At 71.9% G+C, this 13,179-nt stretch carries 12 protein-coding genes; 3 read left to right on the top strand and 9 right to left on the bottom strand.

Translation table 11 applies throughout. The features are described 5' to 3' along the window. Positions 1 to 27: 27 nt before the first annotated feature. The 8 genes from def to ACFYOH_RS03365 form a co-directional block, all read right to left on the bottom strand. Positions 28 to 678, bottom strand: coding sequence for a peptide deformylase (gene def, locus ACFYOH_RS03400; protein ID WP_388620679.1), 651 nt, complete (start codon positions 676 to 678; stop codon positions 28 to 30). 73 nt (positions 679 to 751) lie between these two features. Beyond that, the gene (locus tag ACFYOH_RS03395; protein ID WP_388620677.1) at positions 752 to 1,732 is read right to left on the bottom strand and encodes a tetratricopeptide repeat protein; all 981 of its coding nucleotides are present in this window, start codon (positions 1,730 to 1,732) and stop codon (positions 752 to 754) included. Between the two features lie 100 nt (positions 1,733 to 1,832). Further along, positions 1,833 to 3,125 carry an HD-GYP domain-containing protein gene (locus ACFYOH_RS03390; protein WP_388620675.1) on the bottom strand — a complete coding sequence of 431 codons (1,293 nt, stop codon included), beginning with the start codon at positions 3,123 to 3,125 and terminating at the stop codon, positions 1,833 to 1,835. Further along, positions 3,122 to 4,435, bottom strand: a complete 1,314-nt coding sequence (locus ACFYOH_RS03385) for an HD-GYP domain-containing protein (RefSeq protein WP_388620673.1) — start codon at positions 4,433 to 4,435, stop codon at positions 3,122 to 3,124. The genes ACFYOH_RS03390 and ACFYOH_RS03385 overlap by 4 nt, the downstream gene beginning before the upstream one ends. A gap of 109 nt (positions 4,436 to 4,544) precedes the next feature. Continuing rightward, entirely contained in the window at positions 4,545 to 4,847 is a 303-nt protein-coding gene (gene rsrA / locus ACFYOH_RS03380; RefSeq protein ID WP_388620671.1) for a mycothiol system anti-sigma-R factor, read from the bottom strand. Beyond that, positions 4,844 to 5,539, bottom strand: a complete 696-nt coding sequence (gene sigR / locus ACFYOH_RS03375) for an RNA polymerase sigma factor SigR (protein ID WP_388620669.1) — start codon at positions 5,537 to 5,539, stop codon at positions 4,844 to 4,846. Before sigR ends, rsrA begins: the two co-directional genes overlap by 4 nt. A gap of 256 nt (positions 5,540 to 5,795) precedes the next feature. Beyond that, positions 5,796 to 6,422 (bottom strand): alpha/beta family hydrolase, encoded by a 627-nt coding sequence (locus tag ACFYOH_RS03370; RefSeq protein ID WP_388620667.1) that lies wholly within the window; start codon positions 6,420 to 6,422, stop codon positions 5,796 to 5,798. Position 6,423: 1 nt separating this feature from the next. After that, the gene (locus tag ACFYOH_RS03365) at positions 6,424 to 7,239 is read right to left on the bottom strand and encodes an SOS response-associated peptidase (protein ID WP_388620665.1); all 816 of its coding nucleotides are present in this window, start codon (positions 7,237 to 7,239) and stop codon (positions 6,424 to 6,426) included. Positions 7,240 to 7,455: 216 nt separating this feature from the next. Here ACFYOH_RS03365 and ACFYOH_RS03360 point away from each other — a divergent pair, with 216 nt between their 5' ends. Further along, positions 7,456 to 9,948 carry an N-acetylmuramoyl-L-alanine amidase gene (locus ACFYOH_RS03360; RefSeq protein WP_388620663.1) on the top strand — a complete coding sequence of 831 codons (2,493 nt, stop codon included), beginning with the start codon at positions 7,456 to 7,458 and terminating at the stop codon, positions 9,946 to 9,948. 114 nt (positions 9,949 to 10,062) lie between these two features. Here the strand turns inward: ACFYOH_RS03360 and ACFYOH_RS03355 are convergent, their stop codons facing one another. Further along, on the bottom strand, positions 10,063 to 10,866 hold the full coding sequence (locus ACFYOH_RS03355; RefSeq protein ID WP_388620662.1) for a hypothetical protein: 804 nt from the start codon (positions 10,864 to 10,866) through the stop codon (positions 10,063 to 10,065). A 155-nt stretch (positions 10,867 to 11,021) separates the two neighbouring features. Between ACFYOH_RS03355 and ACFYOH_RS03350 the strand changes: the two genes are divergently transcribed. Further along, the gene (locus ACFYOH_RS03350; protein WP_388620660.1) at positions 11,022 to 11,744 is read left to right on the top strand and encodes a M50 family metallopeptidase; all 723 of its coding nucleotides are present in this window, start codon (positions 11,022 to 11,024) and stop codon (positions 11,742 to 11,744) included. Between the two features lie 110 nt (positions 11,745 to 11,854). Further along, positions 11,855 to 13,171, top strand: a complete 1,317-nt coding sequence (gene aroA, locus ACFYOH_RS03345) for a 3-phosphoshikimate 1-carboxyvinyltransferase (protein ID WP_388620658.1) — start codon at positions 11,855 to 11,857, stop codon at positions 13,169 to 13,171. Positions 13,172 to 13,179: the final 8 nt, after the last annotated feature.

The raw sequence follows: 13,179 nt of genomic DNA, 5'->3' as shown, positions 1-13,179 counted from the left end.
CCGGACGCCCCAAGTCCGCGGCGCCTGCTAGTCGTTGGCGACCACCGGATAACGTGGCTCGTTCTCGGCCATCTGCCGCAACGCGTCCTTGCGGTCCCGCTTGGACAGCCGGTCGATGTACAGGTAGCCGTAGAGGTGGTCGGTCTCGTGCTGCAAACACCGTGCGAAGTAGCCGGTGCCACGGACCTTGATCGGGTTGCCCTGCTCGTCCTGGCCGGTCACCTCGGCGTAGTCGGGCCGGGCGAGCGGTGCGTACGCCGTCGGCACCGACAGGCAGCCCTCGTTGCTGTCGTCCAGGCGGCGCTGGTCGGCGGGCAGCTCGACGAGCTTGGGGTTGCACACCACGCCCACGTGCCGGACGCCCTCGTCGTCGGGGCAGTCGTAGACGAAGACCTTCAGGTCGACACCGATCTGGTTGGCGGCCAGACCCACGCCCTCGGCGGTGCGCTGGCTGGCGAACATGTCCGCGACGAGCTGCTGCAGCTCCTCGCCGAACTCGGTGACGTCCTTGCACTCCTTGTGCAGCACCGGGTTGCCGACCACCGTGATCGGCCGCGAGGTCCCACGCTCCCGCCAGGCCTTCTCGCGCTCCTCGCAGTCCTCCGTGTCGACGACGTACCCCTCCTCGTCGACGGGGAGCACGCCCGCGTGCTGCTGATCGGTGTCCTGCTGCGCCATGACCGACGTACGCCTTCCTGCAAACCTTGGAAAAGTCTCGGGTACAGCCTAAAGGCGGCTGGTCACCGGCGGCTCAGCAAACCTCTTCGAGATCCCGCCAGTCCCTGGAGTCCGGGCTGTCGGCGACCCACCCGTCCAGCAGCCCCCGCACCAGCGAAGCCGGCGCGGCCACCCCGCACTCCCGCTCCGGCACCCACAGCTGCCCGTCCGTCCGGTGCCCCAGCGGCCCGGGATGACCTGGCTCGCTGTGGTCGTGCGGGTCCAGGTGATCACCCTCGCCCTCGTCCGACGGCATCCGCGACTCCGAGCACATCCGGCACAGCAGCCGCACGGACGACGACCAGTCCTCCGCGGCGAACCCGGCGTCCGCGGCGAGCTGCTCCAGCGCGTCCCGGTCCGCCTCCGTGGCCGCCTCCAGCAGAACCACCCAGGTCGGCACGGGTGAGGGCGCCCACAGCTCGATCTCGTCGAAGACCGGATACGCATGGCCGGTGGAGGTCGTGCGCTCGCCGTGCGGGACCCCGTCGTGCAGCACGACCTCGCCCCAGCGTCGCCCGGACGAGGGAAGCGGGATGGACAGCACCTCCATCCGCGCGGGGTCCAGCCTGCGGCCCCACACGACCTCGGCCTCACCCTCCGGGGAGAGCCGTACGGCCGCGCTGCCCAGCTCCATGCCGACCGGTTCCCCGGCCACGGCGGCGCCTCCGGGCACCTTCAGCCCGTACGCCTGCCAGGCGCGGCGGGCCAGCGGCCAGTCCTGCAGGGCGGTGGCGGCGATGCCGACGTTCCACCAGTCGGGCGCCCCGGTCTCCCGGTCGAGCAGGGCCACCGCGCGCAGACCGGCCGCGCGGGCCTGCTCCCAGTCGTGCCGGAACTTGTGCAGCAGGGCGAGGTTGAACCAGGACTCCGACAGCCAGGGTTCCAGGTCGGCGGCCCGTGTCAGCAGCTCGCCCGCGTCCTCGTACCGACCGTCGCCGATGAGCGTGAACGCCCGGTCGGTGGCCTGCCGCCAGGAGGCGGAGGGCCGGTGCCGTCCCTTGCCGAAGATCCTCACGATTCCCGCCTGCCAGTTCCAGTTCCGCTCAGTGGGCTGGCTTGTGCCCCCGGACACCCTCTCCCTCGCATCCAACCACGTACGGTGGGAAAGGCGCTCATTACCCATGGGTTACCCAGCCGCGAGCGGGGTCAGACAGTGCCGTGCGTCTCCCGTCGCCCGCCACTGGCGCGCTCTCCCCCCAGGTCCGTGGCTGGGCCAGGACGCGGGCGAGGGACTCCACCACCTCCGGAGCGTAGTCACCGGCGGTGCCGAGACGCAGCTCCTCCAGCGCCCGCAGGGGTCCCTCGGGGCCCGCGTCCCGGGTCTTCTCCTCGTAGGCGTTCACGGCCCGGATGATCCGGGCGGCGAGGGGCTGTTCGCGGTAGGGGTCCGCCTGCCGTTCCACCATCACGGCGACGGCCGCGGACACACCGGTCTGCCTTACGACGGCCCCGCCGAGCAGCGCGATCCGCCGCTGCTGCGCGGGCGGCAGCCCGGCGGTGGCACCGGCCGGGACCGGGTCGACCAGGCTGAGCTGGCCGATGTCGTGCATGAGGGCCGCGTACTCCAGGACGGTCAGTTCGCCGCCGGTCAGGCCGAGATCCCGGCCGACGGCGAGGCTGAGCGCGGCCACCCGGCGGGCGTGCCCGGGTGGGGTGCAGCCGGCTATCTCGGTGGCGCGGGCGAGGGAGGCGATGGTCTGCCGGTAGGTGGCGCGGACGGCCGCGTATCTGCGCAGGGACAACTGAGTGAGCAGCAGGGGCAGACAGAACACGGGCAGCGCCCACAGCCCGGCGACGGCGACCCCTAGCGCGATCACCGCGCCGGTCGCACAGACGGCGGAGCCGATGCCGAGCAGCCCGCGCAGTTCCTCGCGCAGCAGCGGGCCGAACGGCCAGCGGGTGCGGGAGTGGGCGAGAGCGGCGGCCAGGACGGCGTCGCACAGCGCGGTGAGGCAGAGCAGGGCGACCAGGAGCACGGCGTAGGCGGGGCCGCTCCAGGAGGTGAATGCGCCCTTGCTGTAGAGGGGTTGGAAGCAGACGGCGGCGAAGCCGACGGTGAGCACACGGCGGGCCAGATGGTCGAGGGTGGGGGTGCGTCCGTGCCAGATGTGCGGGACGGCGCCGAGCAGGGCGGCCGCCAGGACCACGGTGACGACCTGCGCCGCGTCGTGGTGCGCGGGCCGACCGGCCTCCGCTCCGAGCAGGGCGTACGACAGCGAGCCGGCGGTGGCGAGGGGGGCGGCCTGCCGTACCTCGGCGTCGCTCCACCGGGTCAGCTCGCCGACCGCTATGAGCACCCCGAAGGCGAGGGCGACGCCCCGTTCGTCGAGCCCGGTCCACAGGGTGACGGCGAGGGACCCGGCCGCGGTGAGCGCGGCGGCCCCGTGCACGATCCGCAGCGCGGTCACCGGGGTGCCCCGATGACCGGCGACCGGCCCTGGCTCTCGTGCGGCGTCGCGGTGTCCTCGGAGGTGACCGTGGGGTGCCAGCCGTAGCGGCCCAGCGCGCGCCGGAACGCGTCCACCATGCGCGGGTCGAACTGCGCGCCGGCGCAGCGCTCCAGTTCGGCGACGGCCGCCTCGACCGGGCGGGCCCGGCGGTAGGAGCGGGTGGAGGTCATCGCGTCGAAGGCGTCGGCGACGGCGACGATGCGGGCGCACTCGGGGATCTGGCTTCCGACTAGGCCGTACGGGTAGCCGCTGCCGTCGAGGCGTTCGTGGTGGTGCAGGATCGCGGCGCGGGCCTCGCCGAGGAAGGAGATCCCGCGGACCATCTCATGGCCGTACTCGGGGTGCAGTTCGATGATCCGGCGTTCCTCGGGGGTCAGCGGGCCGTCCTTGCGCAGCAGCCGCGTCGGGACACCGAGCTTGCCGACGTCGTGCAGGATGCCGGCGAAGCGCAGCACCTCGACGCGGTCGTCGTCCATGCCCAGTTCGCGGGCGATCATCACGGAGGCCTGTCCGACGCGTTCGCTGTGGCCGCGGGTGTAGCCGTCCTTGATGTCGACCGCCTGGACGAGGGCACGGATGGTGGCCTGGTGGGCGGCGCGTTCGCGGTGGTACTGGGCGAAGATCCACCAGGACACGCACATCGGCAGCAGCACGAGCAGCGCGGCGACCGGGCCGTACGGGCTGCGCCACAGCACGGCCGTCATCAGCCCGGCGAGTCCGTGCACCGCGACGGGCGCGAGGGAGCGGGACAGCAGCCCGCGCCAGGCCCGGCGCAGCGGGACGCCGAGGGCGACGGCGCGGATCCCGCCGTCGAGGACGGTGAGGATCAGGCAGAAGGCGAGCACGGCCGCGCCCGCGGGCAGCAGCGCGTACGGGAAGTCGGAGGCGACGACGGCGTCGCGGCCGCCGAGCGCCCAGTGCACCCGGGCGGCGCCCCACACGGCGAGCGCGGGCTGCGCGGCCCGCCACAGGCGTCTGAGCGGCGCGGGCCGGTGCCCGGCCCGCTCGACCGGGGAGAGCAGGGCCGCGGGCAGCGGGACCAGCGCGGCGGCCGGCGGCGGCAGCAGGAACGCCCCGGCGAGCAGCACGGGGTAGAAGGTGCCGCCGAAGCGTCGGCGCACGGCGTGCTCGCAGACGGCGTAGAGCGCGCAGAGAAGACCGAGCGCCCACCACGGGGTGCGTACCGTCGGCAGCGGCAGGAGGCAGAGCAGCGCCAGCAGGGCGACACAGGCCACATAACCGCGGGCCCTAGCCGGTACCGCCTCCATCACGCCCCTCCCCCGACCATGCCTGTCCAGGCTCGGAGCCTAGGGCGGGGATCGGGGGGTGCGGGGCCTATGACCTGAGGATTAGCACGTTCGAGTGACGACCCGGCGGTCAGCTCTCCTGCGGGGTGGCGGTCACGTCGTGCTCGGGGACGGCCTGGCCGGAACGGATCAGGTCGATCCGCCCCATGACCTTGGCGCGCAGGTCCGCGGGTACGTCGTCATGCCCGCAGCACCGCTTGACCAGCTTCTTCACGGCCTGCTCCAGGCCGTACTTCTCCAGGCACGGAGAGCATTCCTCGAAGTGGTGCTGGAACTTGTCGCGATCGACGTCCGGCATCTCACTGTCGAGGAACTCGTACAGATGGTCGAGGACCTCACTGCAGTCCGTCTCGTGCGGCTCTCCGCAGCTCATGAGCCCGAGCCTTTCGCTTCGTTCGACTCTCCGGCGCCCGCCGGGACCAGCCCACGCTCACGGGCGTAGTCCTCCAGCATGCCGCGCAGTTGACGGCGGCCCCGGTGCAGCCGGGACATCACCGTACCGATGGGTGTCCCCATGATGTCCGCGATCTCCTTGTACGCAAAGCCCTCTACGTCCGCGAGATAGACGGCGATGCGGAACTCCTCGGGGATCGCCTGCAGCGCCTCCTTCACGTCCGAGTCGGGCAGGTGGTCGAGCGCCTGCGACTCGGCGGAGCGCAGACCCGTCGACATGTGCGACTCGGCGCGGGCGAGCTGCCAGTCCTCGATCTCCTCCGCGGCGGAGCGCTGCGGCTCGCGCTGCTTCTTGCGGTAGGAGTTGATGAACGTGTTGGTGAGGATCCGGTACAGCCACGCCTTGAGGTTGGTGCCCTCGCGGAACTGGTGGAAGGACGCGTACGCCTTCGCGTAGGTCTCCTGCACCAGGTCCTCGGCGTCGGCCGGGTTGCGCGTCATGCGCAACCCGGCCGAGTACATCTGGTCGAGGAACTCGAGCGCGTCCCGCTCGAAGCGCGCACTGCGCTCGGCGGTGGACTCGGAGATCGCCTCCGCGCTCACGCCCTGGCCCTCGGGCTGCTCCGCCTGGCCGTTGTCGGTCCCTGCGTCGGTACCGGTGACCGGACCCACCTCCTCAAGATCCCGGGCAGGACCGAAACCGGTCCCACTCGTTTCGGAGGATAGAACACGACCCGTGCCTGCCGCCCCTCGAATAGGAGTGGCCTTGGCCGCGTGCAGCACCGTCCAGTCCAGGTCAGCGCTGCGCTTTTGGCTCGGGCAGATGGTCGAACCCATGCGGCGGACTTCCTCTCCTACGACGTCGGTGCCGAGGCCTCAGCACTTCTGTCCCGATCAACAGAGGTCCGGCCGGCAACATTCCCGGGGGTCACCCGAGTGACACGGTCCACTCCACTACGCCCTCGCTGACGATCTCCAGGGCCCTCTCCTGGGTGATCTCCGCACGCTTGGGGACCGCGAAACCGTGATCGCCGTACGGCACCTCGATCAGCTCGAAGTCACCCTTCGGGAACTCCTCCGGCTTGCCGAAGGGGTCGTTGCCGCCCTGCACGACCAGCGTCGGCAGCCCGGCCCCCAGCAGTTCCTCGGCGCGGGACTTCTCGGGCTTGCCCGGCGGGTGCAGCGGGAAGCTGAGCGCGAGCACGGCATGCGCGCCCAGCTCGGTCGCCGTACGGCAGGCGACCCGGGCGCCGGCGCTTCGGCCGCCGGAGACCACCGGCAGCTCCATCCCGGACAGCGCGGGCCAGATGCCGCGCCAGCCGGTGTCCAGGGTCTTCGGCGCGGGGGCGACCTTCTTCCCGGCGACGCGCCAGGGCTGCTCCACGAGGGCCACGGTCACGCCGTGCTCCGGGAGCACGCGGGCGAGGGCCTGGAGGTCGCGTGCCTCGATGCCACCGCCGGCTCCATGGCTCACGGCCAGGACCAGTCGCGCCTTCTTCGCCTTGTGCCAGGTGATGCGTGCGGTCCCGGCGTCGGTCTCGACAATCTCGATCACGTTAGAAGAGTGTGCCCGTTTCCGGTGCCTCAAGCTCCTTCAGCAGTTCCGGGCCGTTGTTGCGGACGTTGCTGACGGCCGTGGAGACCGGGTAGGCGCGCATCAGGCCGGGCGGGGGCGGGGCGAGGAGGTCGCGGAGGGCGTCGGGATCGGTGCGGGCCGGGTCGAGCCAGGCGTCCCAGCGGTCCGGGGTGAGCATCAGCGGCATCCGGGGGTGGATGTCGACCAGCGAGTACGGGCCCTCGGCCGGGGCCACGGCCAGCGGGGTCTGCTCCGCCTCCGTGGTGATCACCGAGCAGGTCACCCACCAGGCCTGGGGGTGGTCGTCGGGCAGGGTGCGGTCCCGCCAGAACTCGTACAGCCCGGCCATCGCGAACACCGAGCCGTCGGCCGGCAGCACGAAGTACGGCTGCTTGCGCGGCCGCTTCTTCTTTCCCTCGACCTCCAGGTCGCGCTCCTGCTTGCCGGTGACCCACTCGTAGTAGCCGTCGGCGGGGATGATGCAGCGCCGGGCGGCGAAGGCGCGGCGGTAGGCGGGCTTCTCGTGCACCGTCTCGGCCCGGGCGTTGATCATCCGGGCGCCGCCCTCGGGCGTCTTGGCCCAGGACGGCACCAGACCCCACTTCAGCTTGCGCAGCTGGCGGACCGGACGCGGGGAGTCCGCGTCTTTGAGGGGACGGTCGAGGACGGCGTAGACCTCCTTGGTCGGCGCCACGTTGTAGTCCGGCTCCAGGGTCTCCTCGGGCCCCCACTTCTCGACGTCGAAGATTCCTGCGAGATCCTCGGGCCTACGACTCGACGCATACCGTCCGCACATCCGAAACCACCCCTCCGACCTGCCCAGTGACCCCAGGGTCGTCACCACCTTACGCAAGGAGGACGAGCCGTCCGAGAAACGAAAGTGACGTGTGATGCGCTGGATCTCTCGGGGATCATGTAATGGCCCGCCGGTCATGGGCCGGCCGGGCCACGTCATCCGGTCCCCATGGGTTCGACGTGTGGCAAGGGATGCCACGTTTCCACAAGGTGGGGCATGAGAACTGCATACAGGGGCCGGCGAACGCGTCCGTCCGGACTGAAGAAGCGCGCCTGGGTGGCGTTGGGAGCGGTCGTCGCGGGAGGCGGCCTGGCGGTGGCAGCCGTCGCGGCGGCCGGGCAGGGCGGTGGTTCCGGGGCGTCGGCGGCGGGGCCGGTCAAGACGCATGTGCACTCGCTGCCGCTGACCGGTTCGAGCGCGTCGCTCAAGACGCTGGGCGCCCGGTCCACGGCCCCGTTCAGCATGGTGGGCGTCACCTGGAACGGCGCGCACACCTCGCTGCGCGGCACGGTGGAGGTACGCACCCGTTCCGCCGCCGACGGCCACTGGACCCAGTGGCTGAAGATGCAGCAGCCGGACGACATCCCCGACGCGGCCGAGCTGAACCGTCCCGGCGTACGGGGCGGGATGTCGCCGATGTGGGCGGGGCCGTCGAACGGCATCCAGGTCCGCGCGGCCGGCGCGCACCGCGCGGCCGCGCTGCCCGCCGGGCTGCGGGTGGACCTGATCGACCCGGGCAAGGCCGCCTCGGGCACCACGGGCTCCGGCATGGCCCCGGCCGCCTACGCCATGGACGCGACGGCCACCGACACCGCCACGGCCACCGATACCGCCACGGCCACCGACACGACCACGCCGACGGACACGGCCACCGCGACCGGCACGGCGACGGCCACCGACAGCGCCGCCCCGACCGACTCGGCGACGGCGACGGACTCGGCCACCCCCACGGCCACGGACTCCACCTCCGTCGCACCGTCCACCAGCACCTCGCCCTCCGCCTCCGGCTCCACCTCGCCGAGCGCGTCGGCGACGTCCTGGCCGAGCCAGTTGCCGACCATGGACCAGGCGTACCCGTCCTGCCCGGCCTCCTCGGCCAGCCCCTCCGCGTCGGCATCGCCGGTCCCGCCGGACCCGATGCCGGCCACGACCACCTCGACGGTGGCGCCGCCGACCGTGGTCACCCGGGCCGGCTGGGGCGCGGACGAGTGCGCCCGGGAGACCGGTTATCCGCTGTACGGGTCGGCGGTGAAGGTGATGTTCGTCCACCACACGGACACCACGAACAACTACTCCTGCTCCGACTCTCCGGCGATCGTGCGCGGCATCTACGCCGAGCACCTCAACCAGGGCTGGCGCGACCTCGGCTACAACTTCCTGGTCGACAAGTGCGGCACCATCTTCGAGGGCCGCTTCGGCGGGATGGCTCTGCCCGTCGTAGGCGCCCAGACCTACGGGTTCAACACCAACAGCATGGGCGTGGCCGCCATCGGCACGTACACCGACTTCAGCGGCGGTGACTCCACGGCCAGCACCTTCCCGGGGGCCGCGCCGACGCAGGCGATGCTGGGCTCGATCGCCCGGATCGCCGCCTGGAAGTTCGGCATGACCGGGGTGAACCCGGGCACCGACTCCGCCTCCCTGCCCGAGGGCGCCTCCGACAGCCACGGCTTCACCCTGGGCAACAGCTACAACTTCGACGTCATCTCCGGTCACCGCAACGGTTACGCCACCGACTGCCCCGGCAACCAGCTCTACAACGCCCTGGGCACGGTCCGCTCCTACGCGGCCGGCCCGGTCGGTGCCGTCACCGTCACCGGAATGTCCGGCGGCGCGACCAAGTCCGGTACGAGCTACTACACCAAGGGCGCGGCGACGGTGAGCTGGACGACCGCCACACCGTCCCAGGTGATCTCCGGCTTCGACGTCCTGGTCGACGGCAAGGCCGTGGCGCATGCCTCCGGTTCCGCCCGCTCCGCCTCGATCTCGGTCGCGGCCGGCAGCCACACGGTCCAGGTCCGTGCCACCCACGTCCGCGGCTCGACCACCCTGTCCGGCTCGGTCACCCTGGTCGGCGACACCACCGCGCCCGCCTTCCCGACCACTCCCGACGTCAAGACGCGTACGGGGACGGTGAGTTCGACAGCCGTTCCGGTCACGGTGACCTGGAAGGCAGCCGACAACGCGGCGCTGGCCCAGGTCCTCGCGACCTCGCCCTCCTCCGCCTCCTTCGGCCCGACCACCACTTCCTGGAACACCACCGCCAAGCCCGGCGGCTCGGACCTGTTCGCGCTGAAGGCGTACGACGTGGCAGGCAACAGCGTCGGCGCCTCCGTCTACCGGACGCCGAACATCGTCCAGGAGACCTCCACCACCCGCACCGGCACCTGGACGCACAAGAGCAGCACCAGCTACCTGGGCGGCTACTCCTACAGCGCCTCCTCCGCCGGGGCCTCGATCAGCTGGACCTTCACCGGCCGCTCGGTGGCCTGGATCGTCTCGCGGGCCTCCACCTCCGGCCAGGCGTACGTCTACCTCGACGGCACCAAGGTCACCGAGGTCGACCTGAAGTCCTCCACCACGCTGTATCGACAGGCGATCTGGACGAAGACGTGGTCCAGCTCCGCCAAACACACCCTGAAGATCGTCGTGGTCGGCACCTCGGGCCGCCCGACCGTCACCTCCGACGGCATCGCCACCATCGGCTGACCAGCACCCCCGCCGTCCCGCCCACGGTCGCACCGCTGGGCGGGGCCGGCGGGCACGCGCGTCAGCAGAGACACCGGGAACGCCCACCCGCGACCTTTTCGGCTTTCGGGCCGGTCAGACGCTTTCCCGGTAGTTCATGAACCAGTGGGTGTCGAAATAGCGGGCCATCGTGAACCGGTGGCACGGGTCGATGAGGATGCGGCAGACGAACTCCGCGGCCCGGCACTCGAAGGAGACGTCCTCGCCGTCGAAGGACCGGACCACGACGGGCCAGCGGTCGGGGTCGTCGCCGTCGGCCCTCCAGCAGTACAGGTCCTCGTGCTCAGTGCCCGCCCAGATCAGCAGCCCGTCCTCCCTGAGATGCGTCCACGGCTCCTGGTTCAGGCCCAGATATCCGTCGAAGGCGCCCTTGCCGAACGTCTCGACCATGCGCTTGTAGTCGCCGGGCAGCGCCGTGCCCAGGCGCGACTCCACCTCCGCCCAGTCCACGTCCGGCCGCTGGGCGGGCTGCGTCCAGCCGGTGATCCGTCTGAGCCGCTCCATCCAGTCGACGTCCCCGTCCTCGCCCGGAGCGACCGCCAAGGGTTCTGGCATCTCCCTGTGAGCGATCACCAGCACCGGCCGCTCGACGCCCTCGGCGTCGCGCACCGTACCCGTGCCGACCCACTGATCCCCGTATGCCCACGCCCGTATCTTCACGGCCCGGTCCTCGAAGGGGGCAAGGAGGGCCGCGCCCCCGGACTCGTCGACCGTCGGATCGGTGAAGCCGTCGAGGACGAGGGTGCGCGGGGCGCCGTACCTGTCGCTGAGCAGGTCGGTCAGGTCCTGCGGGTCCAGGTCGCCGGCCAGGTACAGGTAGCCGTCCCCCGGGCCGAGTCGGGCCAGCAGGTCATCGACGGTCGCTTGGATGAGCTCCATAACGGACAGTGAAGCGCACCGCACTGACAACGGACGTGCTGTCGACGAGCCCGCACCTCAGGAACGATCGCTGCGAGGTCGGCGTCTCGGATACCGTCCGCACAGACGTGCCACACTGCCAGACTCCGCACCAGAACAGGGGGCCTCTCGGACCTATGGACAGCCTCGCCGCCACCGCGCTGCCCGACATCTGGGACCGGCTCACCGGTACCCAGCCCGATCCCGATCTGTGGGTGGTGCTCGCCACCTCGGTGGCCGCGCTCGCCGTGGTGGTCCCGCACACCGTGTGGCGGATATCCCGCAACGCGATCACCATCGCGCACGAGGGCGGCCACGGGCTGATCGCCCTGCTCACCGGCCGGCAGCTCACCGGCATCCGGCTGCACTCCGACACCAGCGGTCTCACGGTCAGCAGGGGCAAGCCGCACGGGCTCGGCATGATCCTGACGGCCGCCGCCGGGTACACGGCCCCCTCGCTGCTGGGCCTCGGCGGCGCCGCCCTGCTGGCCGCGGGCCGCATCACGCTGCTGCTCTGGGCCGCGACGGCGCTGCTGGTGGCGATGCTGGTGATGATCCGCAACGCGTACGGCGTGCTGACCGTGGTGCTGACGGGGGGCGCCTTCCTGCTGGTGTCCTGGCTGGCCGGGCCCCAGGTACAGGCCGCCTTCGCGTACGCGGTGGTGTGGTTCCTGCTGTTCGGCGGGGTACGGCCGCCGTTCGAGCTGCAGCTGAAGCGGTCGCGGGGCGGCGCGGGCGACTCGGACGCGGACCAGCTCTCGCGGCTCACCCACGTACCGGCCGCGCTGTGGCTGTTCCTGTTCCACGCGGTGTCGCTGTGCTCGCTGATCGGCGGCGGCCGCTGGCTGCTGGCGGTGTGAGCCCCGGGCAGGGACGCCGCCCGGGCGACGGCTCCCGTCGGGCTCTCGTCGGGGGTTTCGCCGCTTTTGATCGAGATCTCCGGCCGCCCCCAGCCACTAAAGTGGGGCGCATGACCGTTAACCCCGCACACACCGCCCTCTGGCCCGCCCCGCACGCGAGCGGAGCCGTCGACGCGACGGTCCACGTGCCCGGGTCCAAGTCGGTCACCAACCGCGCTCTGGTGCTGGCCGCCCTCGCCTCCGAGCCCGGCTGGCTGCGCCGCCCGCTGCGCTCCCGCGACACCCTGCTGATGGCCGGTGCCCTGCGCGCGATGGGCGTGGAGATCGAGGAAGGGGTCGGCCCCGACGGCACCGGCGAGGCCTGGCGGGTGCTGCCGACGGGGCTGCACGGCCCGGCCACGGTCGACGTCGGCAACGCCGGCACGGTGATGCGCTTCCTGCCGCCGGTGGCCGCGCTGGCCGACGGCCCCATCCGGTTCGACGGCGACCCGCGCTCGTACGAACGTCCCCTGCACGGCGTGATCGACGCGCTGCGGGCGCTCGGCGCCCGGATCGACGACGACGGCCGGGGCGCGCTGCCGCTCACGGTGCACGGCGGCGGGGCCCTGGACGGCGGCCCGGTGTCGATCGACGCCTCCTCGTCCTCCCAGTTCGTGAGCGCCCTGCTGCTGTCCGGACCCCGCTTCAACCAGGGCGTCGAGGTCCGCCACACCGGCGCGACCCTGCCTTCCATGCCCCACATCCGGATGACCGTCGACATGCTGCGCGCGGTCGGCGCCCAGGTGGACACCCCGGAGTCGGGCGGCGAGCCGAACGTGTGGCGGGTGACGCCGGGCGCGCTGCTCGGCCGGGACCTGACGATCGAACCGGACCTGTCCAACGCCCAGCCGTTCCTGGCGGCGGCCCTGGTGACAAGCGGCAAGGTACTGATCCCGGACTGGCCGGAGCGCACCACCCAGCCGGGTGACCGGCTGCGGGAGATCTTCACCGAGATGGGCGGCTCCTGCGAACTCACCGAGTTCGGGCTGGTGTTCACCGGCTCCGGCGCCATCCACGGCATCGACGTGGACCTGGGCGACGTCGGTGAGCTGACCCCGGGCATCGCGGCGGTCGCCGCCCTCGCGGACTCCCCCTCGACCCTGCGGGGCGTGGCCCATCTGCGGCTGCACGAGACGGACCGGCTGGCCGCGCTCACCAAGGAGATCAACGAGCTCGGCGGTGACGTCACCGAGACCGCCGACGGCCTGCACATCCGCCCGCGCCCGCTGCACGGCGGCGTCTTCCACACCTACGAGGACCACCGCATGGCGACCGCCGGCGCGATCATCGGCCTCGCGGTCGAGGGCGTGCGGATCGAGAACGTGGCGACGACGGCGAAGACCCTGCCGGACTTCCCCGAGCTGTGGACCGGGATGCTCGGGCAGTAGGGACACGC

This window comes from Streptomyces sp. NPDC007856 (assembly GCF_042868225.1).
GTDB lineage: Bacteria > Actinomycetota > Actinomycetes > Streptomycetales > Streptomycetaceae > Streptomyces.
The sequence above is the reverse complement of the archived record's forward strand: the minus strand, read 5'-3'. Positions and strand labels throughout refer to the sequence as shown.